Source organism: Maribacter sp. Hel_I_7, from assembly GCF_000688315.1.
GTDB classification, from domain to species: Bacteria; Bacteroidota; Bacteroidia; order Flavobacteriales; family Flavobacteriaceae; genus Maribacter; species Maribacter stanieri.
Map to the genome: position 1 here is coordinate 23,377 of NZ_JHZW01000001.1, position 26,760 is coordinate 50,136.

At 33.6% G+C, this 26,760-nt stretch carries 32 protein-coding genes; 20 read left to right on the plus strand and 12 right to left on the minus strand.

What is annotated here, in order from left to right:
• Positions 1 to 106 precede the first annotated feature (106 nt).
• Together P178_RS0100130 and P178_RS0100135 are read left to right on the plus strand one after the other, a co-directional pair.
• Entirely contained in the window at positions 107 to 556 is a 450-nt protein-coding gene (locus P178_RS0100130; protein ID WP_027064321.1) for an Lrp/AsnC family transcriptional regulator, read from the plus strand.
• A gap of 131 nt (positions 557 to 687) precedes the next feature.
• Entirely contained in the window at positions 688 to 2,100 is a 1,413-nt protein-coding gene (locus P178_RS0100135; RefSeq protein WP_027064322.1) for a hypothetical protein, read from the plus strand.
• Here P178_RS0100135 and P178_RS0100140 read toward each other — a convergent pair.
• A complete protein-coding gene (locus P178_RS0100140) occupies positions 2,087 to 2,827 on the minus strand; it encodes a DJ-1/PfpI family protein (protein WP_027064323.1) in 741 nt (246 codons plus the stop codon). The genes P178_RS0100135 and P178_RS0100140 overlap by 14 nt on opposite strands.
• 88 nt (positions 2,828 to 2,915) lie before the next feature.
• Between P178_RS0100140 and P178_RS0100145 the strand changes: the two genes are divergently transcribed.
• Entirely contained in the window at positions 2,916 to 3,560 is a 645-nt protein-coding gene (locus P178_RS0100145; protein ID WP_027064324.1) for a DUF1684 domain-containing protein, read from the plus strand.
• A gap of 84 nt (positions 3,561 to 3,644) precedes the next feature.
• On the opposite strand, the gene P178_RS0100150 is transcribed toward P178_RS0100145, so the two are convergent.
• From P178_RS0100150 to P178_RS0100170, 5 genes are all read right to left on the minus strand, one after another.
• Entirely contained in the window at positions 3,645 to 4,718 is a 1,074-nt protein-coding gene (locus P178_RS0100150) for an outer membrane beta-barrel protein (RefSeq protein ID WP_027064325.1), read from the minus strand.
• Positions 4,719 to 4,818: 100 nt separating this feature from the next.
• Complete coding sequence (locus P178_RS0100155) at positions 4,819 to 6,063, minus strand: ammonium transporter (RefSeq protein ID WP_027064326.1); 1,245 nt, start codon at positions 6,061 to 6,063, stop codon at positions 4,819 to 4,821.
• Positions 6,064 to 6,092: 29 nt separating this feature from the next.
• Entirely contained in the window at positions 6,093 to 6,431 is a 339-nt protein-coding gene (locus P178_RS0100160; RefSeq protein ID WP_027064327.1) for a P-II family nitrogen regulator, read from the minus strand.
• A 291-nt stretch (positions 6,432 to 6,722) separates the two neighbouring features.
• The gene (crcB, locus tag P178_RS0100165; protein WP_027064328.1) at positions 6,723 to 7,094 is read right to left on the minus strand and encodes a fluoride efflux transporter CrcB; all 372 of its coding nucleotides are present in this window, start codon (positions 7,092 to 7,094) and stop codon (positions 6,723 to 6,725) included.
• Between the two features lie 18 nt (positions 7,095 to 7,112).
• Positions 7,113 to 7,292 carry a hypothetical protein gene (locus P178_RS0100170; protein WP_027064329.1) on the minus strand — a complete coding sequence of 60 codons (180 nt, stop codon included), beginning with the start codon at positions 7,290 to 7,292 and terminating at the stop codon, positions 7,113 to 7,115.
• Between the two features lie 351 nt (positions 7,293 to 7,643).
• On the opposite strand from P178_RS0100170, the gene P178_RS0100180 reads away from it, so the two are divergent.
• Positions 7,644 to 8,030: a nucleoside triphosphate pyrophosphohydrolase family protein gene (locus P178_RS0100180; protein WP_027064331.1), complete on the plus strand. Its 387-nt coding sequence runs from the start codon at positions 7,644 to 7,646 to the stop codon at positions 8,028 to 8,030.
• Between the two features lie 25 nt (positions 8,031 to 8,055).
• Here P178_RS0100180 and P178_RS0100185 read toward each other — a convergent pair whose 3' ends face one another.
• Positions 8,056 to 9,126, minus strand: coding sequence for a branched-chain amino acid aminotransferase (locus tag P178_RS0100185; protein WP_027064332.1), 1,071 nt, complete (start codon positions 9,124 to 9,126; stop codon positions 8,056 to 8,058).
• A 108-nt stretch (positions 9,127 to 9,234) separates the two neighbouring features.
• Between P178_RS0100185 and P178_RS0100190 the strand changes: the two genes are divergently transcribed.
• The 10 genes from P178_RS0100190 to P178_RS0100235 all read left to right on the plus strand — a co-directional run bounded on the left by P178_RS0100190 (position 9,235) and on the right by P178_RS0100235 (position 18,767).
• Positions 9,235 to 9,714 carry a DUF4920 domain-containing protein gene (locus tag P178_RS0100190; protein WP_027064333.1) on the plus strand — a complete coding sequence of 160 codons (480 nt, stop codon included), beginning with the start codon at positions 9,235 to 9,237 and terminating at the stop codon, positions 9,712 to 9,714.
• A 1-nt stretch (position 9,715) separates the two neighbouring features.
• Positions 9,716 to 10,378 (plus strand): tRNA (5-methylaminomethyl-2-thiouridine)(34)-methyltransferase MnmD, encoded by a 663-nt coding sequence (mnmD, locus tag P178_RS0100195; RefSeq protein WP_027064334.1) that lies wholly within the window; start codon positions 9,716 to 9,718, stop codon positions 10,376 to 10,378.
• 113 nt (positions 10,379 to 10,491) lie between these two features.
• The gene (locus tag P178_RS0100200; protein WP_027064335.1) at positions 10,492 to 11,454 is read left to right on the plus strand and encodes a TIGR01777 family oxidoreductase; all 963 of its coding nucleotides are present in this window, start codon (positions 10,492 to 10,494) and stop codon (positions 11,452 to 11,454) included.
• Between the two features lie 138 nt (positions 11,455 to 11,592).
• Positions 11,593 to 12,150: a nucleotide exchange factor GrpE gene (locus P178_RS0100205; RefSeq protein ID WP_027064336.1), complete on the plus strand. Its 558-nt coding sequence runs from the start codon at positions 11,593 to 11,595 to the stop codon at positions 12,148 to 12,150.
• A gap of 9 nt (positions 12,151 to 12,159) precedes the next feature.
• Entirely contained in the window at positions 12,160 to 13,278 is a 1,119-nt protein-coding gene (gene dnaJ / locus P178_RS0100210) for a molecular chaperone DnaJ (RefSeq protein ID WP_027064337.1), read from the plus strand.
• Between the two features lie 238 nt (positions 13,279 to 13,516).
• Positions 13,517 to 14,455, plus strand: coding sequence for an ABC transporter ATP-binding protein (locus P178_RS0100215; protein WP_027064338.1), 939 nt, complete (start codon positions 13,517 to 13,519; stop codon positions 14,453 to 14,455).
• Positions 14,448 to 15,791, plus strand: coding sequence for an ABC transporter permease (locus P178_RS0100220; protein WP_027064339.1), 1,344 nt, complete (start codon positions 14,448 to 14,450; stop codon positions 15,789 to 15,791). Before P178_RS0100215 ends, P178_RS0100220 begins: the two co-directional genes overlap by 8 nt.
• Positions 15,791 to 16,726, plus strand: a complete 936-nt coding sequence (locus P178_RS0100225) for a mechanosensitive ion channel family protein (protein WP_027064340.1) — start codon at positions 15,791 to 15,793, stop codon at positions 16,724 to 16,726. Before P178_RS0100220 ends, P178_RS0100225 begins: the two co-directional genes overlap by 1 nt.
• A complete protein-coding gene (locus tag P178_RS0100230) occupies positions 16,701 to 17,594 on the plus strand; it encodes a DUF6268 family outer membrane beta-barrel protein (protein WP_051638126.1) in 894 nt (297 codons plus the stop codon). The genes P178_RS0100225 and P178_RS0100230 overlap by 26 nt, the downstream gene beginning before the upstream one ends.
• A 9-nt stretch (positions 17,595 to 17,603) precedes the next feature.
• Positions 17,604 to 18,767 (plus strand): sigma-54-dependent transcriptional regulator, encoded by a 1,164-nt coding sequence (locus P178_RS0100235; protein WP_027064342.1) that lies wholly within the window; start codon positions 17,604 to 17,606, stop codon positions 18,765 to 18,767.
• 10 nt (positions 18,768 to 18,777) lie between these two features.
• On the opposite strand, the gene P178_RS0100240 is transcribed toward P178_RS0100235, so the two are convergent.
• Positions 18,778 to 19,470 (minus strand): hypothetical protein, encoded by a 693-nt coding sequence (locus P178_RS0100240; RefSeq protein WP_027064343.1) that lies wholly within the window; start codon positions 19,468 to 19,470, stop codon positions 18,778 to 18,780.
• A 184-nt stretch (positions 19,471 to 19,654) separates the two neighbouring features.
• On the opposite strand from P178_RS0100240, the gene P178_RS0100250 reads away from it, so the two are divergent.
• The 3 genes from P178_RS0100250 (at position 19,655) to P178_RS0100260 (ending at position 22,976) form a co-directional block, all read left to right on the plus strand.
• Positions 19,655 to 20,536, plus strand: a complete 882-nt coding sequence (locus P178_RS0100250; protein ID WP_027064344.1) for a PPK2 family polyphosphate kinase — start codon at positions 19,655 to 19,657, stop codon at positions 20,534 to 20,536.
• Positions 20,508 to 21,902 (plus strand): M20/M25/M40 family metallo-hydrolase, encoded by a 1,395-nt coding sequence (locus tag P178_RS0100255; protein WP_027064345.1) that lies wholly within the window; start codon positions 20,508 to 20,510, stop codon positions 21,900 to 21,902. The genes P178_RS0100250 and P178_RS0100255 overlap by 29 nt, the downstream gene beginning before the upstream one ends.
• 141 nt (positions 21,903 to 22,043) lie before the next feature.
• Entirely contained in the window at positions 22,044 to 22,976 is a 933-nt protein-coding gene (locus tag P178_RS0100260) for a peptidylprolyl isomerase (protein ID WP_027064346.1), read from the plus strand.
• A 312-nt stretch (positions 22,977 to 23,288) separates the two neighbouring features.
• On the opposite strand, the gene P178_RS0100265 is transcribed toward P178_RS0100260, so the two are convergent.
• Complete coding sequence (locus tag P178_RS0100265; protein WP_027064347.1) at positions 23,289 to 23,483, minus strand: cold-shock protein; 195 nt, start codon at positions 23,481 to 23,483, stop codon at positions 23,289 to 23,291.
• Positions 23,484 to 23,612: 129 nt separating this feature from the next.
• On the minus strand, positions 23,613 to 24,251 hold the full coding sequence (locus P178_RS0100270) for a peroxiredoxin (protein WP_027064348.1): 639 nt from the start codon (positions 24,249 to 24,251) through the stop codon (positions 23,613 to 23,615).
• 110 nt (positions 24,252 to 24,361) lie between these two features.
• Between P178_RS0100270 and P178_RS0100275 the strand changes: the two genes are divergently transcribed.
• On the plus strand, positions 24,362 to 24,898 hold the full coding sequence (locus tag P178_RS0100275) for a YfiT family bacillithiol transferase (RefSeq protein ID WP_027064349.1): 537 nt from the start codon (positions 24,362 to 24,364) through the stop codon (positions 24,896 to 24,898).
• Positions 24,899 to 24,903: 5 nt separating this feature from the next.
• Here P178_RS0100275 and P178_RS0100280 read toward each other — a convergent pair whose 3' ends face one another.
• On the minus strand, positions 24,904 to 25,431 hold the full coding sequence (locus P178_RS0100280) for a GNAT family N-acetyltransferase (protein WP_027064350.1): 528 nt from the start codon (positions 25,429 to 25,431) through the stop codon (positions 24,904 to 24,906).
• Positions 25,432 to 25,456: 25 nt separating this feature from the next.
• Positions 25,457 to 26,020 (minus strand): thioredoxin family protein, encoded by a 564-nt coding sequence (locus P178_RS0100285; protein ID WP_027064351.1) that lies wholly within the window; start codon positions 26,018 to 26,020, stop codon positions 25,457 to 25,459.
• 98 nt (positions 26,021 to 26,118) lie between these two features.
• Here P178_RS0100285 and P178_RS0100290 point away from each other — a divergent pair, with 98 nt between their 5' ends.
• Both P178_RS0100290 and P178_RS0100295 read left to right on the plus strand, forming a co-directional pair.
• Positions 26,119 to 26,421: a hypothetical protein gene (locus P178_RS0100290; RefSeq protein ID WP_027064352.1), complete on the plus strand. Its 303-nt coding sequence runs from the start codon at positions 26,119 to 26,121 to the stop codon at positions 26,419 to 26,421.
• Positions 26,421 to 26,759: a tRNA-binding protein gene (locus P178_RS0100295; protein WP_027064353.1), complete on the plus strand. Its 339-nt coding sequence runs from the start codon at positions 26,421 to 26,423 to the stop codon at positions 26,757 to 26,759. Before P178_RS0100290 ends, P178_RS0100295 begins: the two co-directional genes overlap by 1 nt.
• The last annotated feature ends 1 nt before the right edge of the window (position 26,760 follow it).

Consider the following 26,760-nt stretch of genomic DNA (forward strand, 5'->3'; position numbering starts at 1 on the left):
TGTTAGTGTTATATAAAATTACGTTAGTTATTTGATAATTTTCTATTGAATACAAACGTTATTTGTATTTTTACCTTCGATAACAAATAATTAAACACAATAACTTTTGAATCCAAAGATAGACGAGCTTAATTGGAAAATACTGAAACAATTGCAAGATAATGCTAGGGAATCTTTTGCAAATATTGGGCGTACCGTTGGGTTAACGGCGCCTGCTGTAGCGGAGAGAGTAAAGAAAATGGAAGACCTTGGTATTATTCTTGGATATAAAGCCACAGTGTCTCATGCTTTAACCGGTCATCAGCTAAAAGCAATTATCACTTTAAGGGCTTTTATGGGTAAATTAAAACCATTTTTAGCGGTTGTGCCTTCGTTGCAAGAGGTAATAAATTGTTATCGAATTACTGGTAATGAGAATATAGTTATGGAGGTAGTTTTAAAAGATCAATTTCATTTAGAAAAATTTATAGACCAACTTATTCAATACGGTGAAACTAGAACGCATATTGTTCTTTCTCAGGTTATTTCTAATGCGCCAATGCATAAGATTAAATAGCACTATATTAAAATTCTTTTAATTAGCTTTATAATAGGATTTTTGATTTTCATCAATATCCTTTAATACTATTTTTTAAAACACTAATTCTGAAATGTAATTTTGGCTAGATTTTTGATGAAAAATACTTGATGAAAAAAATACTACTCTTTCTTTTTATTTTAATCTCGGCCAGTGCACTTTCGCAAGAACTTAGACTTTTAAGAGGTGCAATTACAGAGAATTTAATTGTTAATGATTCTGTAAGCGAGACTTATTCTCTTTATTTGCCCACTAATTTTAATGTTAATGAGACTTGGCCCGTAGTCTTTGTCATGGATTTAGATGGTAAGGGAAAAGCAGCTGTCTCTATGCTTATGCATGCTGCGGAGCAAGAAGGGTATGTATTGGCTAGTTCTAATAATATTAGTGATTCATTATCTATATCTAATAATGTTCTTGTAGCAAATAGAATGTTTAACGCTGTTTTTCAAATCATACCTACAGCTAAAAACCGAACATATACTGCCGGTTTTGGTAGTGGAGGAATGTTCGCTTCTATTTTGCCAACTTTTGTTAAGGAAATAAAAGGTGTTGTTTCAATAGGTGCATCTGTTGGAAATGTTGAAATTTTAAACGCTAAACAACCTTTTCAATTTATAGGTATCGTAAATAGAAACGATTTTAATTTTAGGTCTATGTACGTTAATAAACAAATCCTAAATAAATTGAAATTCCCTAATGAATTATTGGTTTATGATGATGAGCGTAATCTTCCTGAAAAAGATATTATATCAAGTGCTTTTAGAATACTCACATTAACTGGTATGGCAAAAAGTTATTTAAATCGTAATGATAGTTTGGTACGAGTTTCGTATAATGAGTTTTTGACAAAATCTAATTCCCTGATGTCCAATCAAAAACCATTATTGGCAGCCTACTTAATGACAGATATGGAAAAAGTATTTTATCCATTGATGAAATTAGATTCATTGAAAGAATCTCAAAAAATATTAAAACGTAGTCCTAGTTTTAGAAAAGCAAATAGAAGTCAGAACAGTTATTTTCTTAAGGAATCTTTTACCAAAGAAGATTATAGTTACTATTTAGAGGAAGATATTATTACATATAATTATGCGAATTTAGGCTGGTGGAACTTTCAGATGGAAGAGTTAAATAAGCTGGATAAAAGTGCTGTACTATTTGAGCGACAAATGTCAACAAGACTTAGGGGTTATATTAATGCATTGATTTCTGATAATATAGATTATATTTCTGCTGATGAGGAATTGGATTTGGAAGCTTTAAACTTATTGTATATGATAAAGACAATTACTTCGCCTGCGGAGTATGATGCTTATTTAAAAGTGATTTCTACTAGTTCTAAGATGGAAGATTACGGTACGGCCCTGTTTTATCTCGAAGAGCTTTTAAAGAATGGTTATACGAATACACAAGAGCTGTATTCATTAGAGCACACAGCACTATTTAGGATTATGCCAGAATTTAACGAAGTCGTTGAAAAGTATTTAAAAGGGGCCCGATACGATATTATTGAGCAGTAAGATGGGGTACTTTACTTAAATCCCAATCAATTACCAATCCTTTGGCAAGAGATTTAGCTATTTCTTTACCATATAAAACTTCGCATAAATATAATGCGGCTTCAAAGCTTTTAGCGCCACCGGCAGAGGTTATGTATTTACCGTCATGAACAAATAATATGTTATCCTTTATATTGAGATTTGGAAACATCTTTCTATAATTTTCGACGTCACTTGGAAAGGTGGTAGATGCTACTGAATCTAATATTCCAGATTTCGCTAAGAGAAAAGCACCATCGCAATGACTGGTCATGTATAATGCGTTTTTATCTGTCTCTTTTATAAAGTTAAGCATTATTGAATCTTTTAAATCTTTATCCATGGAATGCTCTGCGCTTGGTACGACCAGAATATCTATTTGAGGTAAATCATCTTTAGTATAGTCAAAATCTGGTAGTATACGAACTCCTTCAAAAGTAGTGATAGGCTCTAAAGTATTGGCAACGGTAAAAGTGTTCATCGCCTTTATACCTTCTCTAAATTTTGTATGCTGAAAAATGTCAAAAGGTGCAGTGAATTCTGTATTGAAAGTGCCATGCATAATTAGAAATGCAACGTTGTAACTATCTGGGTTTAGCTCTGGCATTGTTCTGACATTTTCAGCTATTTCTGTTGCTGCAGTAGTTTTTTTTTGTTCGCAGCTTATTAGTAAAAATGGTATAACAAGTAAAAGTTTTCTAAAATTCATAGTAGAATGTATTTGACTCGAAAGTACGATTATAAGTAAATAAACTTACAATGAATATATTGTATTTTTGAAGTGTAAACGAAGAGCAATGAGAGTATATATTTTAATTATGGTTTTGAGTGTATTTGTTTCATGTGGACAAGAAAAGAAATATCATGATGCTAAACCCGATGTAAAATCAATAACCACATCAGATAAGCTAGCAGATATTTTACTGTTTCAACAGGAATTGAATGCTGAATTTAAAGACCCGGAAACCTCGCCATTGGCAGATCGATTCCGAATAAATTTTGAGACTTTAGATTTTTATGCACCAGATACGAGTTATGTAATAGAGGCAGAGTTTGTTAGAACTCCTGAAGCATTACCATTTTCAATGCCAACAACTACAGATAGAGAATCAACTGAAGTACTTTATGGCATTGCAAAATTTACATTAAACGGAAAACAACAGCAATTAGAAATATACCAAACACCTGAATTAATAACGCAAGAGAAGTATAAAGATTATCTTTTCTTGCCATTTACAGATGCAACAAATGGGGAGGAAACATATGGTGGTGGACGTTATTTAGATTTAAGAATACCTGAAGGGAACACTATTGTGCTGGATTTTAATAAAGCATATAATCCATATTGTGCTTATAATAAAAAGTTTAGTTGTCCATTAGTGCCTGCTGTAAATAATGTAGATGCTGAAATTAGGGTAGGGGTAAAAGCTTTTGAGCATTAGATAATGCGAATAAAAAAACTCGGCAGTAAATGCCGAGTTTTTTAAACTTAAACTATAAAATCAACAATTAATTATATCAACAACTTAGAAAGAGTAGATAGCTGCAAGTACAAAAGATGATAAACTTTTTTGTGGATTTAAATCGCTGTCAGCAAAATAAAATGAATCATCAGAAGCTGAATCTAATCTTAATTCTGGTTTAATAGTCAAATTATCAACTGAATAGCTACCGGTTAACGTAACCGCAAATACGCTTGATTCTTCAACACCAGTTCCTATTGCTCCAAATTCGCCATCTAGCTCAGTAAAGTATTCGCCTCTAAGACCAATTGTAAAGTCTTCGGAAGTAGCTAATTGAGGATATAAGGCAACACCTGCAAATCCTGCAGCATCATCTCCACCATCAAAATATGCAGCGTTCAGTCCTAAAAAGAAATCATCAGATAAATCAAATCCACCTGTATAGTCAATTTCAAATGCACCATTATCTGCTAAAAAGTTAAGGTATTGTCCACTGTATCCTAGTTGTGCTCCATATGCATATTTTCCATCCATATTTAACTCGGTAATATCAGTACGATTCATAACAGCTAACATTAAGCTAAAGTCATCAGACAAAGCAAAATCAGCTTTTAAACCTGTATGAGAAAAAGGTCCGTAAGAAAATAAATAAGAAGTACTGTAGTTGAAGTTAGCTGTTGGAGAAATTACTTCGTAACCTAAAAAAGTATTAAAATTACCAAAGGTTAATGTTACATCATCACTAACATTCCAGTAAGCATAAAGTTGGTTGACAATGTTACCGGTAGCAGAATAAATAGGAGAGGCAAAAATAGCATCAGTTCCTCTAGGGCCAAAAACTAAATCAGCAACAAAACCTACTTTTTCTCCTTCGTAGCCAGCAACAACATTTGCCATACCTAAGGCGAAGCCAGGTAAATTAGCAAAAGATGAACCTGGTGCTGCATTTGGTACACCACCTGGTGCAGAGTTATCACCATTTAAATTTGCTCTATAATATGCATCTATTGATCCGCTTAAAGTAAAACTAGGAGTTGTTTCTTCCTCTTCTTGAGCAACTACACCAGCTGCTGCAAAAAGCATAAGACCTGTTGCAAAAATATTTTTTACGTATTTTGTGTAAATAATCGTTTTCATAAGTTTTGATTTAATCCCTAATGGGATGAATTAATTTTGAGAAATTTATATATCGAAAAGGTTATGTAACGGAGCGTTCTGCAAAACGCTCCGTATTTTTTTAGTGTTGATTCATTCTAAAATCAGCATAAGCATCCATACCGTGCTCATGAAGATCTAAGCCTTCAACTTCTTCTTCTTTAGAAACCCTAAGACCCATTGTTGCTTTAAGAACTCCTAAGATTAAACCGGATGTAACGATACAGAACCCGCCTACGATCAATACACCGTATAATTGAGTCATGAATTGTGCTCCACTTGCTAGGTTACCGAAGATACCTACAACTAATGTTCCCCAGATACCACAGATCAAGTGAACTGCTACAGCACCTACAGGGTCATCTAATTTTAATTTGTCAACCAAGGCAACACCACCTACAATGATAATACCGGCAATGAATCCTATGATTACGGCTTCGTTTGGTGACATTAAATCCGCTCCGGCGGTAATACCTACCAATCCACCAAGAATACCGTTTAAGAACATAGTTAAATCTAAGTTCTTATAAAGAATAGTAGAGGTGATCATTGCCCCAAAACCACCAGCTGCTGCTGCTAAACTTGTTGTAACCAATACTAATGAAGTTAATTCTGGATCTGCGGATAATACTGAACCACCGTTAAAACCGAACCAACCTAACCATAATATCAATACACCTGCAGTAGCCATTGGTATACTGTGACCTGGTATAGCATTTGGTTTACCATCTTTACCGAATTTTCCAATTCTAGAGCCTAATAAAAAGATTGCTACTAAAGCAGCCCACCCACCTACAGAGTGTACTAATGTTGAACCTGCAAAATCATAGAATCCCCATGAATCCAAGAATCCGCCACCCCATTTCCAAGCACCTACTATAGGGTATACTAAACCTACATAGATTACTGTAAATATCATGAACGCACCAATTTTCATACGCTCAGCAACTGCTCCAGATACTATAGTAGCTGCTGTTGCCGCGAACATTCCTTGAAAAAGAAAATCTGTCCACCAAGTGTAACCACCATCTGCATATTCAGCTGTCATTCCGCCTTCTGGGGCAGCAATACCAAAGCTGTCCATGCTGAACTTTAAAATTCCCATATCCCCATCTTCAAAGCCTGGATACATTAAATTAAAGCCCCATGCGTAATAAAGTAATAAGCCACCTGTTATGATAAAGATGTTCTTAAATAATATGTTTATTGTATTTTTTTGTCTGGTCAAGCCAATCTCTAAAAAAGCAAACCCTGTATGCATGAAGAATACCAGTGCGGTAGCCAACATCATCCATATGTTATTTGCTGTAAATAATCCTGCGTCCATTTCGTTTAGTTTTTAGTTAGTTATTTTATTTAGTTGATACCGGCCAAACCGTCTTCCTTAGTTCTTATTCTATAAGCCTCAATTACTTCTGAAACAAATATTTTACCATCACCTACATTACCTGAGTATGCAGATTCAAGAATAGCATTCACTGTCTTTTCAAGAAAGTCGTCAGATACTACTATGGTTAAGTATCTACGTTGAATATCTGTAGTGCTATAAGAGATACCACGATATACGTGACCTTCTTTTTCATTACCAACTCCTGTTACATCCCAGTAACTGAAGAAGTTTACTTCGATGTTATGCAACGCCTCTTTGACATCGTCAAACTTTGATTTTCTGATAATTGCCTCGATTTTTTTCATTTGAATAAGTTTTTGATATTGCCAAATATATGTTAATATGAGTATCCCCCTAAAAATAATAGGGGTTGAATGGATATTTTTATGAGTATCATAATATATACCCTATAAATTTTAGGGTATTGTTATTTTTAGAAGATAATATTGAGGATTAAGAGAATACCAAATAACAATTTGCCTATAATCATAGAATAATCGTCAGGAAATTGTGTAATAATCTGACGATTGTTTAATAAATCGGCAAATACCTGAAAAAATGTATAAAAATAAAAATGTAGATGGGTAATGTTATTTCTATAACATTTTGCAAATCCAGAGTCCCAATGAAATAGCTAGAGTTCCAATTGCAACACTTAGTCCCATATATAGGGATGTTTGAAATAGTGTAGATTCCTTTAATAGGATGTTACTTTCTAATGCGAATGTTGAGAAAGTAGTAAAGCCTCCGCAGAAACCGGTGGCTAATAATAAAGTTTGATTTTCGGAAATGTAATTGTTCTTTAGGGAGAGACCTATTAGTATACCTATTAAAAGGCAGCCAATAATGTTTACTAGAAAAGTACCTAGATAAAAATTTGAGTAATATGCATTGAGGTTTTTGGAAATGTAGTATCTTAATATACTACCAAAACCTCCTCCCAAGAAAACTAGTAGAAATTGTTTCATACCTTATAAAGGTGTAAACTAAACTGCTTTCTTGTAGCTCGTAGTAAGTAAATCTAATGGATAAATTGCTGTAGGTCGTTGGTCTGATAATTTTTGCGAAGATGTCTTCGGTTTTTGTGAAACACTTAACAAACTAACTACCACTAAAGCAATGTTAATACCTACTAATACTAAAAAAATTGTAAGAAATGTCGTCATAATATTTTACATCTTATAGATGAATAACGCAAAATTACGTTATTTGGTATATTAAACGACGATATTCAGTGTTTTGTTGTGAAAACGTTAATTTTTGTAGTGTAGGTAAAAAATTAACTATTCTTTTAGAAAAAACTTTATACAAAGGAGTAGGATTAGGAATAATGTAAAGAATATGCCAATCCATCTAACGCCTTTGAAATTTTTTTGGTGTAATTTAAAGTCTTTTCTGTAAGTAATGACGATTACTATTGCAAAAACCACCGCAAATGCGATTGCAAAAATGATTTGTCCGGTGCTAAACATATTTCATATTTTTACGCAAAGCTAACGGAAAACGGTATAATAAAGATGAAAAACAAAATCAAAGCAGTAGCAGAATTTCATAATTCTTTTGGACTAGGTGTTTCTGAGGAAATGATAGCTGATTTAGGAGAGGCAAAAAACACTTTGCGTTTTAATTTAATGGATGAGGAGAATAAGGAATATTTAGAGGCTGCTCAAAACAATGATCTTGTAGAAGTTGCAGATGCTCTTGGTGATATGTTGTATATTTTATGTGGTACAATCCTAGAGCATGGTATGCAATATAAAATTGAAGAGGTATTCAATGAAATACAACGTAGTAATATGAGTAAGCTTGGTGAAGATGGAAAACCTATTTACCGTGAAGACGGTAAAGTTTTAAAAGGGCCTAATTATTCTAAACCTAATATTGAGGTGATTTTAGATAAATAAAAAAGGGGGCAATTTGCCCCTTTTTTTATGCCTTTAATTTATATCTCCAACCAAATTTGTCTTCAGACTTATTGTACTGTATATCTGTAATTGTTTTCTTAAGTAGTTGACCATAACTATTTTCTAACTCCGGTAAGTCATAATCTGTGTCTCTATAACCAAATCCTGCAATTGGTGAAATTACTGCAGCTGTACCAGCACCAAACATTTCTTTTAAAGAACCATCTTTTGCCGCCTCAACAACTTCTTTTACCGTTATTTTTCTAACCTCTGTTTTAATACCTAGGTCTTTGGCAATTTCCAAAATACTTTTTCTAGTAATACCATCAAGGATACGATCACTAGTTGGTCCAGTTAAAAGAGTGTCATTGATTCTAACAAATATGTTCATTGCACCTGCCTCTTCAATAAATTCGTGGTTGGTATCATCTGTCCATATTACCTGATTGTATCCTTTTGCAACAGCTAATTGTGTTGGGTAAAACTGACCTGCGTAATTACCACCGGCTTTAGCGTAACCAACACCACCATTAGCTGATCTAGAATACTTCTCTTCAATAAGTACTTTTACTTTTCCTGAAAAATAAGCTCCAGACGGCGCGCAAGCGATAATGAATTTATATTCGTTGGCTGGTGATGCATGAAAGCCATTACCTGAAGCGAACATAAATGGTCTTATATATAATGAACTACCATCTTTTGTTGGTATAAAATCTTTATCAAGATTTATTAATGCATTTAATCCTTCCATGAAATAATCTTCAGGAATTTGCGGTATACACATTCTTTCCGCAGAAATGTTAAATCGCTTATGGTTGTCTAATGGTCTAAATAAAAAGACATCATTATTTTTATCCTTATAAGCTTTCATTCCTTCAAAAATGGATTGTCCATAATGGAAAATTTTTGATGAAGGGTCGAGTGTAATTGGTTGATAAGGTGTAATCTTGGGAGTTTCCCATGCACCATCTTTATACGTACAGACTAACATATGGTCTGTAAATACCGATCCAAAAGCTAGATTATCAAAATCTACTTGATCAATTTTAGAAGTTTTTACCTTTTCTACTATGATATCTTTTGTTGCAATACTCATGAAATATGTAACTTTAGTTGATTAAAATTAAACAAATATCCCTACTACCCCTTCTTTTTTAGTTTTAAATTGATCAGTTTTGTAGGTTAATCAACATTTTTAGGATTTATGAAAGGATTTAACATATTACTTGTCTTTTTGTTTGGAATTTTCACATGTCTTGCGCAGCAGAATTCTGAAATAAGTTCATCTCAATTTTATGGGAAAGAGTTTGAAGCTACTTCATTAAGTAATAAGGATGAAGTTTGGCAGACATTTTCATCAATGCCGGTTTCAGATTCTTTAAATCTTCAATTTAAATCAAAAGTAAAAGAAGTTTGTAAGGTAAAAGGTTGTTGGATGATTGTTGAATTACCTAAAGGTGAGCAAGCAATGGTTCGCTTTAAGGATTACGGATTTTTTATGCCTGCAGATATTTTAGAAAAAGAAGTTGTTTTAAATGGATTGGCTTTTGTGGAAGAAATGAGTGTTGAAGATCAACAACATTATGCAAAAGATGCAGGAAAAACAGACATTGAAATAGCAAAAATAACTGCTCCTAAAAGAACATTTAGTTTTGAAGCAACTGGAGTCTTAGTCCCAAATTAATTTGAAAAGAGAAATAATTACAACTGGCGATGGTTCAAAGACTATCCAAATTATGGATTGGCAAGAGCAGTACCATTCTAAGCATGGTGCTATTCAAGAAGCTTATCATGTTTTTATAAAATCTGGATTAGATTTATTCGAAAATCAAGAAATCAATATTATTGAAATTGGTTTTGGTACAGGTCTCAATGCCTTTATAACACTTATTGAGTTTGATAAGCGAAATTTAAAAGTTAATTATACTGGTGTAGAAGCTTATCCTGTCTCAATAGAGGAGCTGAATCAACTAAATTATTTAGAAGAATTAAAGTCACTTTCTAGAAAAGATGACTTTGATTTAATGCATATATCTCCTTGGGGCGATAAAGTTGAAATAGTTGAAAATTTCAATTTAAAAAAAGAACAGATACTTTTTAAAGAAATCAGTGCAATAGCTGAATATGATTTAATTTATTTTGACGCTTTTGGTGCCAGGGTGCAACCAGAATTATGGACTGTTGAAATTTTTCAAATTATGTTCAATGCAATGAAGAGTAATGGTTATTTAGTTACCTATGCTGCAAAAGGTAGTGTAAGAAGAGCTATGCAAGAAGTTGGTTTTTTAGTGGAGCGCTTACCTGGACCTCCTGGTAAACGCGAAATGTTAAGAGCAAAAAAGCAATAATATTTCGGGTATTAATATAACTTTAACGCCTTGTACGTCAATAGGTTTGGCAACTATGTTAAATCGAAATTAAATAGTGTATCGGGGAGCATCAAAAATAATATCTTTAGTCCATGAAAGTATTGATAACAGGTGCAACGGGTTTAGTAGGTAGCGAGTTGGTATCTCAATGCCATGAAAAAGGATACGCCGTTAACTACCTAACTACTCGGAAAAATAAAATTGTTTCAGAAGATAAATACCAAGGGTTTTTCTGGAACCCTACTGCTGGTGAAATTGATTCTAAATGTCTTGATGGTGTTTCGGTCATTATTAACTTGGCAGGTGCAAGTATTTCTAAGAGATGGACACCTAGTTATAGGAAAGAGATTATTGATAGTAGAGTAAATACATTAGAATTATTGAGGAATACTCTTTTGAATAATGAAAACCATTCTGTTAAGTCTCTTATTTCAGCCTCCGCAATTGGTATATACCCTAATTCTTTAAGTAATTTATATACTGAAAATGAAGATTCGGTAGATGATAGTTTTTTAGGTGAAGTTGTAAGTGTATGGGAGAAAAAAATCAATGAATTTAAATCTTTAGGGCTAACAGTTGCCAAAGTACGTATTGGTCTTGTAATGTCTAAAGATGGTGGTGCTTTGCCAGAAATGGCCAAACCTGTCAGAAATTACGTTGGCGCAGCATTCGGTTCAGGTGAGCAATGGCAATCATGGGTTCATGTTACCGACCTTGCAGCTATATTTCTTCATATTGCAATGTATAAATTAAAAGGTACTTATAATGGAGTAGGGCCAAATCCTGTCACTAATTCTAAATTGGTGAAAGAAATCGCAAAAGCATTAGATCAGCCTTTGTTTTTGCCAAATATCCCTAAGTTTATAATGTATACTGTGTTAGGTAAAATGGCATATATATTGTTTGCTAGCCAGCGAGTAAGTAGTAAAAAGATAGAGGAAGAGGGCTTTATATTCCAATACGCTAATATTTGTCAGGCTTTAGGTGCTATATATGACAATAATGCTGAATGTTTAGAATCTAAAACTAATGTGACAAAGCAATTTGTCAATTAAAATATATCTGTTGATCAGATGAAATTAAATCCGCCATTCGGCGGATTTTTTTTTAAACTTTTGTGACATTTTGACATTTTTAAAGAATTGGCAGTACTTTTGCCTGCTTTTAATCAGCGATTTAAATTACAATAAATTATGAGTAATAAAGAAAACACTTTGGATGATGAATTCTTGGAAGATGCGCTATTAGACAGCGAGGATCAAGAACAAAAGCTAGAGAATGAAAATGAAGAGGAAGAAATGTCGGTTGAAGAGACACTTAACGATGAACTAGCAAAAGAAAAAGATAAGTTTTTAAGACTATTTGCAGAATTTGAGAATTATAAAAGACGTACTTCTAAAGAGCGTATGGAGTTGTTTAAAACTGCAGGGCAAGAGGTAATCGTTTCTTTATTACCAGTCTTAGATGATTTTGATAGAGCTATTAAAGAATTGGCAAAATCAGATGATAAAGAGGCTTTTAAAGGTGTTGAATTAATCAATGTTAAACTTAGGGAGACTCTTAAAAATAAAGGGTTAGAGATGTTAGATGTCAATGCTGGCGATGTGTTCGATGCAGATATTCATGAGGCAATAACTCAAATACCAGCTCCAGATAAGAAGATGAAAGGTAAGGTTATTGACGTCATTGAGAAAGGATTTAAGTTGGGTGACCGTATAATTAGGCATCCTAAAGTTGTAGTAGGAAATTAAAAGATTGGAATGAAGGAAGATTATTATGAAGTATTGGGCATCAGTAAAAGTGCAACTGCTGCAGAAATAAAGAAAGCATACCGTAAAAAGGCATTGCAATATCACCCAGACAAAAATCCGGGAGATACTTCTGCAGAAGAGCAGTTTAAAAAATCTGCTGAGGCGTATGAAATCTTAAGTGACCCAGATAAGAAAGCTCGTTATGATCAGTTTGGTCATGGTGCTTTTGAAGGCGGTTCCGGTGGTTTTGGCGGCGGCGGTATGAATATGGATGATATCTTCAGCCAATTTGGTGATATTTTCGGCGGCGGTGGCGGCTTTGGAGGCTTTAGTGGTTTCGGCGGTGGCGGTGGTCAAAGAAGGGTTAAAGGAAGTAATCTACGTATTAGAGTTTCATTGACACTTGAGGAGATTGCAAATGGTGTTGAGAAAAAAGTTAAGGTAAAAAGAAAGGTTCAGGCAGAAGGTGTTACCTATAAAACGTGTACTACTTGTAATGGTAGAGGACAGGTGACAAAAATTCAGAACACTATTCTTGGTAGAATGCAAACAGCTGCTGTTTGTAGTACTTGTGGCGGTAGTGGTCAAATTTTAGACGGTAAGCCTAGTGATGCAGATGCTCAAGGTCTTAAAGTTGCAGAAGAAACCGTTTCTATTAATATTCCTGCCGGTGTTGAAGAAGGTATGCAGTTGAAAGTACCTAATAAAGGTAACGATGCTCCTGGAAACGGAGTGCCTGGAGATTTATTGGTAGCTATTGAAACACAAGAACACAGCACGTTAAAGAGAGAGGGTGATAATTTACATTATGATCTTTATGTTAGTATTTCAGAAGCTGTATTAGGAACCTCAAAAGAGATCGATGCGGTAAGTGGTAAGGTTCGTATAAAACTAGAGCCAGGTATTCAGTCAGGTAAAATATTAAGACTAAGAGGAAAAGGAATTACAAGTTTAAACGGATATGGTGCTGGTGATATATTAGTGCATGTAAATGTTTGGACGCCTAAAGAATTGAATAAAGAGCAGAGAGAGTTCTTTGAGAAAATGCAAGGCAATGATAATTTTGAACCTAAACCAGAGAAATCTGATAAGTCATTTTTTGAAAAAGTAAAAGATATGTTCTCCTAAAGGCGAAACATTTTGTTTTTAAATAAAAAACGTATATTTGAGATAATATTGGGCGACCAATATTAATTTTCTTTTTCATAGCAATTTTTTTCCCATCCTTGATTTATTAAGGGTGGGTTTTGCTTTTTAGGGCAAAAGCATTTTAAGTTTTCATATATTGATAATCGGTATTTTGTAAAGGATAAATAAAGAGTGTAGCTAGTCAAAACAATTCAATATCTTTGTAGAAATTGAGTCCATGAGTCATATTTTGGTAGCTAATGAGGTCACCAAACAGTTTGGGAGCCATACGGCATTGAAAAACGTTTCCCTAGAAATTCCTAAGAATAGCATTTACGGTTTGTTGGGTCCTAATGGAGCTGGTAAAACCACGCTAATACGTATTATAAATCAAATTACTTTTCCTGATAAAGGTTCCGTCTATTTTGACGGTGAACTTTTAAAACCAGAACATATTTCGCAAATAGGTTATTTGCCTGAAGAACGCGGACTTTACAAGAGTATGAAAGTTGGCGAGCAGGCACTTTATTTGGCGCAGTTAAAAGGACTGTCTAAAGCGGAGGCTAAAAAGCGATTGAAATATTGGTTTGAGAGGTTAGAAATAGGAGACTGGTGGAATAAAAAAATACAAGAACTTTCTAAAGGTATGGCGCAAAAGATACAGTTTGTGGTTACTGTACTTCATGAGCCCAAGTTGTTGATTTTTGATGAGCCTTTTAGTGGGTTTGATCCTATAAACGCTAATATTATAAAAGAACAAATTTTAAGTTTAAAGGAAAATGGTACTTCAATCATTTTTTCTACACATAGAATGGAATCGGTTGAAGAATTGTGCGAGTATATAGCCTTGATTCATAAATCTGAAAAAATATTGGACGGTAAACTATCTGATATTAAAAAAGCCTATAAAAACAATATTTTTAAAATAGGTTTAGAGACAGATAATCAGCAGTCTTTACTAAATGAAATGGAAGGAAAATTTCAAATTCTATCTCAAGAATATGATCGTATAGAAAATCAGTTGAACCTTAGTGTTCAATTACCTTCAAATGAATCTCGCGAAATTTTATCTTTCTTAAGTTCAAGGGGTAACGTAAATGGTTTTATAGAAACTATACCATCTGCAAATGATATTTTTATTAAGACCATTCAAAATAAAAATATCGACAATGAGTAAATTACTACTGATAATAAAAAGAGAATATATTGCAAAGGTGCGTAATAAGTCATTTGTTGTTATGACTTTTTTAAGCCCTTTTTTGATGGTGGGTATGATATTGTTGATAGCATATCTAACTCAATTGAACGACAATGAAAAAAAAGTAATTGGTGTTTTAAATGAAAGTGGTTATTTCGCAAATGAATTTGTGACCTCAGACGCTACTTCTTACATCAATTTCAAAGATATATCATTAGCGAAAGCAAAAGATTCCACGGTAAGTTTAGGCTTCTATGGGCTTATTTATTTACCTAACGAATCTAATTTAGAACAAGTAGCGCAACGGGCATTTTTTTATAGTAAAGATGCGCCAAGCGCAACCGTATTAGATAAGTTAGAGAACTCTATTACTAGTAGATTACGTCAAGAAAGATTACGAGAGCTTGGCTTATCGCCAAAAGAGTATGCCGAAATGGATCGTAGTTACAATATAAATATTGAAACTTTTGATGGACTTCAGAATATTAAAGGAATCAATGAGATTAAGGCTATAATCGGGGGTGCATTCGGGTATCTTATAATGATGTTTATTATTATTTACGGAGGTTTTGTAATGCGTAGTGTCATTGAGGAAAAAACAAGTAGAATTATTGAAGTTATTATATCATCGGTAAAGCCTTTTCATTTAATGATGGGTAAAATTATTGGTACTTCACTTGCGGGTATTACACAATTTGCAATTTGGATTGTATCAGGAGCTATCTTACTTTTTATAGGTCTGGCTATTTTTGATATTGATCCAGCTAGTTTAACCAAAGGTGGCGGTATGGCACCAGGTATGGCTAGTGGTGCTAACGTAGATGTAGACGCATTGACTCAGAACATACAATTGTATGCGCAAGAAATATTTGAAATACCCATTATTGCTATGCTGGTATTTTTTATTATTTATTTTGTCTTGGGCTATTTAATTTACAGTTCTATTTATGCGGCTATAGGTGCTGCGGTAGATAATGAAACTGATACTCAGCAATTTATTTTTCCAGTAATTTTGCCGTTAATGTTAGCTATTTATGTCGGTTTCTTTTCCGTATTCAGTAACCCTAACGGACCCATAGCTGTTGCTTTTTCTCTTTTTCCTTTAACATCACCAATTGTAATGTTAATGCGATTACCTTGGGGTATAGGTGAAGGTGGGGTACCGCTGTGGCAATTGATTACATCAATTTTAATATTAATAGGTACTTTTATAGGTATTGTATGGGTAGCAGCAAAAATTTATCGTGTTGGTATACTTATGTACGGTAAAAAACCTAGCTATAAAGAATTGTATAAGTGGCTTAAATATTCATGATGATTCAGGAGGGCACAGAAAAAATCAAAGAAATAATTGAAGACGATGTTTGGGGGACTATTAAGAAATTTTTAGACCTAGGATATCAATTCGGTGATGGTGAAAAATCTATTCACATTACTGTAGGTCTTCTTTTGTTATTAACATTAGCTTTTCTATTGACCAGTACTGTCCTGCAAGCTATTCGTAGGTTTTTCACCAGAAAAATGGAGGCTGAAGATAAACTTAAGTTTATTAGCATATTTAAGTTTATTAAGTATTTAGTTTATGTAGTGGTCATACTTTTTACAATGAGCGCGGCCGGTATAAATATTACTATTCTAATTACGGCATCTGCAGCATTATTTGTTGGTCTTGGTTTAGCTTTACAAGATATTTTTCAAGATATCATTGGTGGAGTTTTTATTATAGTGGATAAGTCTTTAAGAGTAGGTGATATCATAGAAATAGATAATAGGGTAGGTAAGGTGTTTGAAATTAAATTGCGCACTACTAGGGCAATTACTAGAGATGACAAAGTGATTATAATTCCTAACCATAAGTTTATTAGTGACATCGTTTATAATTATACGCAAAATCATAAAACAACTAGGGAGTTAGTACGTATTGGTGTAGCTTATGGAAGCGATATAGAATTGGTGACCAAGTTGCTTTTAGAAGTAGTTGGTACGCAAAGAAGTATATTAAAAAGTCCAAAACCGTTTGTCATCTTTGAAGATTTTGGAGATTCGGCATTAATATTTACAGTAAATTTTTATTTGACCGATAGTTTTACGGACCCAAAAATAAAAAGTGAAGTAAGATATAAGATTGATGCTGCTTTTAGAAAGAACAATATTTCCATCCCTTTTCCTCAAAGAGATATTCATTTATATCAACAAGGACCTTTTCAACATAGCAATGTTTCTAATGCAGAGAATAATAAAAAAACTTAGGGGTACTTTTCTTTTCGTTGGTTTGGTGCTTTCTGCTATTAATATAGTCGTTGGGCAAACTCCAGATGTTTTTAGGTTAGAATATATGTTGATGCCAGAGAATAGTGGTGAAGTAGAAACATCGCGCATAAAGCTGGTTTTAAATGTGCCATTGGCAGTACGAGAGAAAAAGGATTACTTGGTATTAGGCGCGGAGTACAATAGGTATAACTTTGAAGTGCCAGATGATTTGTTTCCTAATTCTGACGATTTAAGTAAGTTTCATGTATTGGATGTCAACTTAGCATATATGTATAAGCTAACTGAGAAATGGCGCTTAATAGCAGTGGTAACTCCACGGTGGTCTACTAACTTTGTGGAAGAGTTACAGGAAGATGATTTTAACATGAACTATACCGCAGGTGCATACAAAAATGTAAAAGATGTTGAGAAACCATATATGCTGGTTTTAGGTATTTCTTATAATGGTACCTCACCAATAGATATTCCTTTGCCTTTTGTGTACTATGAGAAAAGATTTCACCCTAATTGGTCATATATACTTGGCGCACCTAAGTCTGGTATGAAATACTTCACTAAAAAGGGACATTTTTTTCAGACCGAAATATTTTTAGATGGATATTACGTTAATATTCAAAACGATATTTTATTACCTGGTAATAATTTATCTACCGATGTTTCTTCTACGGCATTATTATTGACATTAGGGTATCAGTATAAAATAACTAAAGATATGTCCGTTTACTTTATAGGTGGCCGTTCTATTTATCAAAACAGTGCACTAAGAAATGAAGAAAGAGATGATATTTTCACGTTGAACGATGCATCAGGACTTTATTTTAGAACAGGAATAAGAATAGGAATTTAAAAAGCAGTTATGTCAAAAATATTAGTAATCGAAGATGAAGCGGCAATTAGAAGAGTTTTGGTTAAAATTCTATCTGAAGAGAATGATGCGTATTCTGTGGAGGAAGCTGAAGATGGATTGAAAGGAATTGAAACCATAAAGAATAATGATTACGACTTGGTGCTTTGCGATATAAAAATGCCAAAAATGGATGGTGTAGAGGTTCTAGAGGCTGCTCGAAAAATTAAGCCAGAAATTCCTTTTATCATGATTTCTGGGCATGGAGATTTAGATACTGCAGTTAATACCATGAGATTAGGTGCCTTTGATTATATATCAAAACCGCCAGATTTAAATAGATTACTTACCACGGTTAGAAATGCCTTAGATAGAAAAGTTCTGGTTGTAGAGAATAAGAACTTGAAGAAAAAGGTGAGCAAGAACTATGAGATGATCGGTGAAAGCGGCGAAATTAATACAATCAAGGAAATGATTGAGAAAGTAGCTCCTACAGATGCCCGTGTATTAATTACAGGGTCTAATGGTACCGGTAAAGAGCTTGTAGCACATTGGTTACATGAAAAAAGTGCAAGAAGCTCAGGTTCGTTTATAGAGGTAAACTGTGCTGCTATTCCTTCAGAATTAATAGAAAGTGAACTATTTGGACACGTTAAAGGTGCATTTACATCTGCAGTAAAAGATAGGGCGGGTAAATTTGAAGCGGCTAATAAAGGAACAATTTTTTTGGATGAGATTGGTGATATGAGTCTTTCCGCGCAAGCAAAAGTTCTAAGAGCACTTCAAGAAAGTAAGATTTCTCGTGTTGGAACGGATAAAGACATAAAGGTTGATGTTCGTGTAATTGCTGCAACCAATAAAGATTTAAAAAAGGAAATTGAGGAGGGTAACTTTAGAGAAGATTTATACCATAGATTGGCAGTTATTCTAATTCAAGTGCCTAGTTTAAACGATAGACGTGATGATATACCATTACTGATTGAGCATTTTTCTAAGAAAATTACAGAAGAGCAAGGCATGGCTGCTAAAACGTTTTCAGATACCGCTATAAAACTGCTTAAAGCCTATGATTGGACCGGTAATATTCGTGAACTAAGAAATGTTGTAGAACGACTAATTATTCTTGGAGGACAAGATGTATCGGAAGATGATGTAAAACTATTTGCCAGTAAATAACTTGGCCAACTTATTTTTTTGCACAGTCACCTATTTTGTTCAAAGCTTCTTGGGTAATTTCTTTGGTACGTAAATTGTAATATTTGCTTCCTTCTGAGATGTTAGGTTTTAGCAATTGAGCTTCGCTTTCATTGAAAATTCTTGTAGCAAAAGCAGTAGCATCTTTACAGTTGACAGTTTGAACAACTTTATCTAATGAAACTCGATATTTTTCTAGTGAAATATCAATATTTTCAAATATGTTTTTATCAAATTTTACTTTTTTTCCTGTTTTAACTTCCGTGGATGAATTTGTATTTACCGACAGTTCATTATTAGAGTATATACTATCATGAGTATCATGAGATTCTAATACTAAAATTGTGTTATCCGTAAGTTCAATAGATTCGTTCAAATAACTAATTGTCCCTTCTAGTGTAGTTGATTTTGTTGCAAGTGTTAAAACCTCAATGTTCTCGTATACACTTGTTTTGGCATACGTACATCCACAAACCTTTAATTGATCTTTTGATTTTTCTAAGGCGTTTAACGCTTTGTAAGCATAAAACCTAGCTTGGTTTATATCTTGGGTACTTAATGCAGCAGTTATCTGTGATTTTGCGTATCCCATGTTAGAATTTGCATATTCACATTCTACATTAGCTGTAAATGAGGACAAGGATACTAGTGCAATAACGCAGAAAAAATAGATATTTTTCTTCATAAGTAGGTGTATTAGCTGTAAAATTTGGGGTCTTACACAGGTAAATTTATATGCTTTACCTTGTTGAAAATATTATTTTCGATACAATACCTATCAATTTCGATAAACGGAATTTAAATGGTTTTGGTTATGTAGGATATTTTATAGAATTAGTATTCATAAATATTATATTTTATATTTCGGTATGGATAAGATAAAAGTAGACAATTATAGAACCAATAAAAATTTCAAAATAACTGATAATGAGACTTTTGAAGATTTTGGAAAATCTGATAAAGAACTTAAAAAAGAATTATCAAGTATTAGAAGAGAGCTGGGAGAGTTTCAAGATACCATATATGCACATGGAAAATACAGTATTCTAGTTTGTTTACAGGGTATGGATACCGCAGGAAAAGATAGTTTAATACGTGAAGTGTTTAAAGATTTTAATGTTAGTGGTGTTGAAGTACATAGTTTTAAGGTGCCAACAGAATTAGAATTGAGTCATAACTATTTATGGCGTCACTATTTGGTTTTACCGGCAAAAGGAAAATTCGGAGTTTTCAATAGAACTCATTATGAGAATGTATTGGTAACAAGGGTACACCCAGAGTATATATTAAGTGAGCATATACCTGGTATACATACTGTAGATGATATAGACCAAAATTTCTGGGAAAAAAGATTTGAACAAATCAACGATTTTGAGCGTCATTTAGCAGAAAATGGCACATTGATATTTAAGTTTTTTCTAAACCTATCTAAAGAAGAGCAAAGACAACGATTATTAAGAAGGCTTGCAATTAAAGAGAAACATTGGAAATTTTCTCCAGGCGATTTAAAAGAGCGAAAGCTTTGGGATGTTTACCAAAAGTGCTATGAGGAAGCTATTTCTAAAACAACTCATGATCATGCACCATGGTTTGCTATTCCTGCGGATAATAAAAAAGCTACACGTATAATAGTTGCTTCAATTTTGCTTCAATCGTTAAAAAAATACAAAGATATTAAGGAGCCTATGTTGAGCGATAAAATAAAGGCTAATTTAGACAGCTATGAAGAACAATTACAAGGTGAACAGTAAACTGGTACTATTATTTGTTATTGCTTGCACATCTTTCGGGTTTTCGCAAAGTACAGACCAAGAACAGATTAAGAAGCTTTATGATACTGCCTTAACAGAGGGTAAGGGGTATGATTGGTTAAATTACCTATCTAATCAAATAGGTGGTAGGTTATCTGGATCAATACAAGCACAGCAGGCAGTTAATTATACCAAATCTCAGTTAGATTCTTTAGGGGTCGATAAGGTTTGGCTACAACCAGTTATGGTACCAAAATGGGTTAGAGGTACGCCAGAATTTGCATATTTTGAAACGTCTCCTGGAGCCACTACAAATGTGCCCATTTGTGCATTAGGAGGTTCTGTGCCTACACCACCAAGAGGAATAAAAGCAAATATTATAGAGGTAGAGGGCATTGAGCAACTGGCAATTTTAGGTAAAGAAAAGATAGAAGGTAAGATTGTGTTTTTTAATAAACCAATGGATGCTACACAGATAGATACTTTTACAGCCTATTCTAATTGCGTTGATCAACGATATGCGGGTGCTTTGGAAGCATCTAAATATGGTGCATTTGGTGTAATTGTCAGATCAATGAATCTTCGATTAGATGATTATCCACATACGGGTTCAATGGGTTATGGTGATCAGGTTGAATCGGAAAGAATACCTGCAGCGGCAATTAGTACTAATGCTGCCGAATTGTTAAGCACTTCCTTGAAATTGAATCCTGAAATTAAATTCTTTTTTAAGCAGAATTGTAAGCAGTTTAATGATGTTGAATCTTATAATGTTATTGCTGAAATTAAAGGAAGTACTACCCCAGAAGAGGTTATAGTAGTTGGTGGGCATTTAGATTCTTGGGATCTAGGCGATGGTTCTCATGATGACGGTGCAGGTTGTGTTCAAAGTATGGAGGTCTTAAACCTTTTTAAGAAAACAGGTTATAAACCAAAACGAACAATAAGAGTGGTTCTATTTATGAATGAAGAAAATGGTTTAAGGGGAGGAAATAAATATGCAGAAGTTGCTGCGACCAATAATGAAAAACACATATTCGCTTTAGAAAGTGATTCTGGTGGGTTTACTCCACGTGGTTTTACTTTTGACAGTTCAGATAAAGACTTTGAGAAAGTGTTGGAGTGGAAAAGCCTTTTTGAACCATATTTAATACATTCTTTTAAAAAAGGATTTAGTGGTGCAGATATTGGTCCGTTGAAAAAAGAGGGTTTAGTACTTGCGGGATTAAGACCAGATTCTCAACGGTATTTTGATCACCACCATGCTGAAAACGATACGTTTGAACATGTGAATAGACGCGAACTTCAGTTAGGAGCAGCATCAATGGCAAGTTTAATTTATTTAGTAGATACGTACGGGTTTTAATTAACTATGTTCTTCTATCTACATTTGATGCATAGTGTAGATTTAAAATTATTAGGGTATTAATTATTTGTCATTTGAAATTGTTAAAATGATCAAATCGTTAAATTTCTTTACCTTTGCGGCATACTTAAAAAAACTAAAATGGAAGAAGGAATTTACGCCAAGTTTAATACAAATAAAGGCGAAATACTAGTTAAATTAACTCATGACAAAACTCCGGGAACAGTTGGTAATTTTGTTGCTTTAGCAGAGGGTAATAAAGAAAATAGCGCCAAAGGTAAAGGTGAGCCTTATTATAATGGTTTAAAATTTCATAGGGTTATTCCAGATTTTATGATTCAAGGTGGTTGTCCTCAAGGTAGAGGTACTGGCGATGCTGGTTACAAGTTTGATGATGAATTTCACCCAGAATTAAAGCATGATGCTCCAGGTGTACTATCTATGGCTAATTCTGGTCCTGGAACTAATGGTAGTCAGTTCTTTATTACACATGTACCAACACCATGGTTAGATAACAAGCATACTATTTTTGGACATGTTGCTGCAGGGCAAGAAGTTGTAGATGACATAGCACAAGATGATGTTATTGAGTCTTTGGAAATTGTAAGAGTTGGCGATGTAGCCGAAAAATGGGATGCATTAAAAGCTTTTGAAGATTTCAATGCTTCTGGAGAGCTTAGATTAGCAGCAGAAAAAGCAAAAAAAGAAGCAGAACTTGATAAAGTTGCTGCAGGTTTTGAATCTACGGCTTCTGGATTACGTTACAAAATGATTCAGAAAGGTGACGGAGCTAAAGCTGAAAAAGGGCAAAAGGTCTCTGTACATTATGAAGGGTCTCTTTTAGACGGTCAGGTTTTTGATTCGTCTTACAAGCGTAATTCTCCTATAGATTTTCAATTGGGAATTGGTCAAGTAATCCCAGGTTGGGATGAAGGTATCTCTTTATTACAAGTTGGTGATAAGGCACGTTTTGTAATTCCATCAGACTTAGCTTATGGATCTGCAGGTGCAGGTGGTGTTATACCACCAGATGCCACATTAATATTTGATGTAGAATTAATGAAAGTTGGTTAAGTAGCTTACTTTTTAAATACTATTAAAACACCTGTATTGTAATGATATAGGTGTTTTTTTGATGCTTATTTTTTTCGGGTAATAAAACTTCCTAAAAGCAATATTACATTAACAATCATTAAAACTAAAAATACGGTCAAAAATGTGGTCATAACTATAGGTATAAGGTCGGGGAACCGTTCTTGTTTAATCTATAGATAGGTATTTATATAAAAGGTTGCGTTTAAGTTGAACAAATTTTAAAATAAAGCGCATAAAAAAACCCAAACCAATTGGTTCGGGTTTTATACTATAAAAAAGTTAAATCGTTACCTAGTCAATTACTTTCACATTAACGGCGTTTAATCCTTTTTTACCTTGTTGTAGTTCAAATTCTACAACATCACCTTCACGAACTTCATCGATTAAGCCAGAAATGTGTACAAAATGATCTTCGTTTGAACCATCTTCAGTGATAAATCCGTAACCTTTAGAATCATTGAAGAATTTTACTGTTCCTTTACTCATAATAGAAAAATTAAATATTAATTAAAGTGCGAAGATAGTTTTTTTTTGTTTAAATACTTAAAAACTTACGCGTTATCTTAATGTTAATAATAATAGTCTAAAGTATTGAGAATGAACTTGTTTTTAAGCCTATGCAGTAGGGTCTGGCGTCATTCTTAAATATGGTTTTACTTCGGTAACTCCCTTAGAAAATATGTCCTTTGCATCTGCTGTAGATATAGCAGGACTAACTACTACATCCTTTCCATGTTCCCAATTTGCTGGTGTTGCAACTTTATGATTAGCTGTAAGTTGCAAGGAATCTATTACTCTTAAAAGTTCGTAGAAATTTCTTCCCGTAGATGCTGGGTACGTCAATGTCAACTTAACGGACTTATCTGGAGCAATTATAAAAACAGAACGAACGGTAAGATTGTTGTCTGCATTTGGGTGAATCATGTCATATAAATCTGAAACTTTTTTGTCTTCATCAGCTATAATAGGAAAATTAACTACCGTATCCTGAACTTCGTTAATGTCTTTGATCCATTCTGCATGTGATGCTGCGCCGTCAACACTCAAAGCAATCATTTTTACATTTCTCTTATCAAATTCTCCCTTAAATTTTGCAGCTGTACCTAACTCTGTAGTACATACTGGTGTGAAATCTGCTGGGTGAGAAAATAATATTCCCCAGCTATCACCAAGGTAATCGTATAAATTTATAGTTCCTACTGAGCTATCTGCTGTGAAATTAGGAGCTTTATCTCCTAAGCGTATTGTTGCCATAATGGTATGATTTTGTATAATTAATATTATATCCTATAAAATTAGTAGATTATATAACCTTGGCTAAAGGTTTTAGGTTAAAAGTCTATTAAAATTTCTACTTTTAAATTATGGAAGAATTAGAAAAATTAAAATACCCGATTGGACATTTTGAATGCCCAAAGGATATCTCAAAAGATGATATTGAAATATGGATTAAGGTATTGGAAACCCTACCTGAACGTTTGTCAAATCTTGTAAATAATTTTTCTGAAAATCAACTCAATACCCCTTATAGAAAAGATGGTTGGACGGTAAGACAGGTAATACACCATATGGCAGATAGTCATCACCATAGTTACACACGTTTTAAATGGGCATTGACAGAGAATAGACCATTGATTAAGGTTTATGAAGAAAAAAAATGGAGTGAGCTGATTGATGCTAGAACGGCCCCAATTTCTTTATCCTTATCCTATCTGACGGCCTTGCATGCCAAATTGGTTTATTTGTTAACCAGACTTTCGTCAGAAGATTTAAAGGTAAGTTACATACACCCAGATGGAAATGTAAATGTTTCTGTGGCAGAGAATATTGGTAAATATGCTTGGCATAGTAATCATCATTTTGCTCACATTGAAAATTTAGCTTTGAGACAAAATTGGTAAGATTTTTAAATATCCTTTTTTAATAAATACATTGGTTTTTCTTCTTCAATAACATTGCTGAAAGGTACTTTGGTAGTGCCTACAATTGAGAAATTATTATTTATGTAGAATTGTAGTGCAGGTCCTTTTTGCATAGATTCTAGAAAAATGGCCTTTTTTAAATGCTTCTTGGCTATATTTTCTACAAAATGCAAGCTTTTGGTGCCTATACCTTTGCCAGAGAATTCTTTGAGAATATAAATCTTATCTAGGTAAAGAGCATCAAGCTTATTGTAGGTTTGTAATTCTTTGTGAAGCGTAATTTTAAGTATTCCTATATATTCAATATTTACTTTAATCAAATACAGAACAGTATTCTCATCTTGTTCTTCATTCAATAAAACTTGATGTGTAAAACTGCTTTCAATATAGGTGTCAGTAACTCCATTGGGCCATAAATGTCTATAATGTTGGTTATAAGCTTTTGTGCCTATTTCTATATACGTTTGGTAATGAGATGGCTGTAGTACTTCAAATTTAATAGTATCATCCATAAACTAAACTGATATACAAATTTTATTAGCTGTTTTTCTTCCACTTAATATTACAGCCAATGCTGGGCTTTTGCAGAGGGTCAATTTCTTTTCCGGTGATTAAATTGTCAATCGCATTTCTAAGATCCTTACCATTTAAAGGTAATTCGTTTCCAGGTCTAGAATCGTCTAACTGCCCTCTATAGACTAGCTTAAGCTTATCATCAAAAAGATAGAAATCTGGGGTGCAAGCCGCATCGTATTTTTTAGCTACACTCTGGTCTTCATCATATAAATATGGAAAAGTGTAATTTTCAGCTTTTGCCTTAATTCGCATGAATTGCGGAGCGTCTTCAGGATAATTTTCGACATCATTACTAGAGATAGCAATAAAATGAATACCCTTTTTCCTGTATTCTATAGCCATTTTAGTGATTTCTGGATTTACATGAATAACAAATGGGCAATGATTACAAATGAACATTATTACGGTGCCCTTTTCTCCATTTAAAGCATGTAGGTTCAACGTCTGTTTGCTAATAGTATCTAACAAACTAAATTCTGGAGCCAGTGTGCCTAGTGCCAACATTTTGCTTTCCGTTCTTGCCATATCAACTAAAATTTTAGTGTACTAAGTTAACAAATTAATACCCCTTGCTTTTACTTTATACTATTCTTAAATTCATTAATCCATTAAAAATTATAGTTATGGAAAAATCATATGTATCATTGTCTATTGCAATTAAAGCGTTACAAGAAGAAGGCTATACCGAAGATTTTAACCTTTGTGACGCTGGGGTTGAAAATAAAAACAAAAAGAAGATTCATTCGGCAACCGAATTGGATGTTGTGAAATTTTATCGTTTTGAGGGTATGAGCAACCCAGATGATAACACCATTCTGTATGTTATAGAAACCAATACAGGAGAGAAGGGGTTGTTAGTAGATGCTTATGGCATGTATTCAGGAAATGTGCCAAAAGAATTAATAGAAAAACTCAGAATTACATAATGGAAGAAACTATTACATGGGGTGATTTTAGTAAAATTGATATGAGGGTAGGTACTGTAATTGCAGTTTATGACTTTCCGGAAGCTAGAAATCCATCTTACAAATTAGAAATAGATTTTGGTTCGGAAATAGGCGTTAGAAAAACATCTGCCCAAATAACCGAAAAGTATAAAAAAGAGGAAATTATAGGTAATCAAGTTATAGCGGTGGTAAATTTTCCTAAGAAACAAATTGCGAATTTCATGAGCGAATGTCTTATATTAGGTGCTGTAGAAAAAAGTTCGGTGGTGCTAATTCAGCCTCAAATGAAAGTGCCTAACGGATTAAAAATTTCCTAAA

Coding starts and splice junctions, on each gene's coding strand:
- P178_RS0100135 (WP_027064322.1), top strand. CDS start 688: ATGAAAAAAATACTACTCTTTCTTTTTATTTTAATCTCGGCCAGTGCA.
- P178_RS0100140 (WP_027064323.1), bottom strand. CDS start 2,827: ATGAATTTTAGAAAACTTTTACTTGTTATACCATTTTTACTAATAAGC.
- P178_RS0100145 (WP_027064324.1), top strand. CDS start 2,916: ATGAGAGTATATATTTTAATTATGGTTTTGAGTGTATTTGTTTCATGT.
- P178_RS0100150 (WP_027064325.1), bottom strand. CDS start 4,718: ATGAAAACGATTATTTACACAAAATACGTAAAAAATATTTTTGCAACA.
- P178_RS0100155 (WP_027064326.1), bottom strand. CDS start 6,063: ATGGACGCAGGATTATTTACAGCAAATAACATATGGATGATGTTGGCT.
- P178_RS0100160 (WP_027064327.1), bottom strand. CDS start 6,431: ATGAAAAAAATCGAGGCAATTATCAGAAAATCAAAGTTTGACGATGTC.
- crcB (WP_027064328.1), bottom strand. CDS start 7,094: ATGAAACAATTTCTACTAGTTTTCTTGGGAGGAGGTTTTGGTAGTATA.
- P178_RS0100170 (WP_027064329.1), bottom strand. CDS start 7,292: ATGACGACATTTCTTACAATTTTTTTAGTATTAGTAGGTATTAACATT.
- P178_RS0100180 (WP_027064331.1), top strand. CDS start 7,644: ATGAAAAACAAAATCAAAGCAGTAGCAGAATTTCATAATTCTTTTGGA.
- P178_RS0100185 (WP_027064332.1), bottom strand. CDS start 9,126: ATGAGTATTGCAACAAAAGATATCATAGTAGAAAAGGTAAAAACTTCT.
- P178_RS0100190 (WP_027064333.1), top strand. CDS start 9,235: ATGAAAGGATTTAACATATTACTTGTCTTTTTGTTTGGAATTTTCACA.
- P178_RS0100200 (WP_027064335.1), top strand. CDS start 10,492: ATGAAAGTATTGATAACAGGTGCAACGGGTTTAGTAGGTAGCGAGTTG.
- P178_RS0100205 (WP_027064336.1), top strand. CDS start 11,593: ATGAGTAATAAAGAAAACACTTTGGATGATGAATTCTTGGAAGATGCG.
- dnaJ (WP_027064337.1), top strand. CDS start 12,160: ATGAAGGAAGATTATTATGAAGTATTGGGCATCAGTAAAAGTGCAACT.
- P178_RS0100215 (WP_027064338.1), top strand. CDS start 13,517: ATGAGTCATATTTTGGTAGCTAATGAGGTCACCAAACAGTTTGGGAGC.
- P178_RS0100220 (WP_027064339.1), top strand. CDS start 14,448: ATGAGTAAATTACTACTGATAATAAAAAGAGAATATATTGCAAAGGTG.
- P178_RS0100225 (WP_027064340.1), top strand. CDS start 15,791: ATGATTCAGGAGGGCACAGAAAAAATCAAAGAAATAATTGAAGACGAT.
- P178_RS0100230 (WP_051638126.1), top strand. CDS start 16,701: ATGCAGAGAATAATAAAAAAACTTAGGGGTACTTTTCTTTTCGTTGGT.
- P178_RS0100235 (WP_027064342.1), top strand. CDS start 17,604: ATGTCAAAAATATTAGTAATCGAAGATGAAGCGGCAATTAGAAGAGTT.
- P178_RS0100240 (WP_027064343.1), bottom strand. CDS start 19,470: ATGAAGAAAAATATCTATTTTTTCTGCGTTATTGCACTAGTATCCTTG.
- P178_RS0100250 (WP_027064344.1), top strand. CDS start 19,655: ATGGATAAGATAAAAGTAGACAATTATAGAACCAATAAAAATTTCAAA.
- P178_RS0100255 (WP_027064345.1), top strand. CDS start 20,508: ATGAAGAACAATTACAAGGTGAACAGTAAACTGGTACTATTATTTGTT.
- P178_RS0100260 (WP_027064346.1), top strand. CDS start 22,044: ATGGAAGAAGGAATTTACGCCAAGTTTAATACAAATAAAGGCGAAATA.
- P178_RS0100265 (WP_027064347.1), bottom strand. CDS start 23,483: ATGAGTAAAGGAACAGTAAAATTCTTCAATGATTCTAAAGGTTACGGA.
- P178_RS0100270 (WP_027064348.1), bottom strand. CDS start 24,251: ATGGCAACAATACGCTTAGGAGATAAAGCTCCTAATTTCACAGCAGAT.
- P178_RS0100275 (WP_027064349.1), top strand. CDS start 24,362: ATGGAAGAATTAGAAAAATTAAAATACCCGATTGGACATTTTGAATGC.
- P178_RS0100280 (WP_027064350.1), bottom strand. CDS start 25,431: ATGGATGATACTATTAAATTTGAAGTACTACAGCCATCTCATTACCAA.
- P178_RS0100285 (WP_027064351.1), bottom strand. CDS start 26,020: ATGGCAAGAACGGAAAGCAAAATGTTGGCACTAGGCACACTGGCTCCA.
- P178_RS0100290 (WP_027064352.1), top strand. CDS start 26,119: ATGGAAAAATCATATGTATCATTGTCTATTGCAATTAAAGCGTTACAA.
- P178_RS0100295 (WP_027064353.1), top strand. CDS start 26,421: ATGGAAGAAACTATTACATGGGGTGATTTTAGTAAAATTGATATGAGG.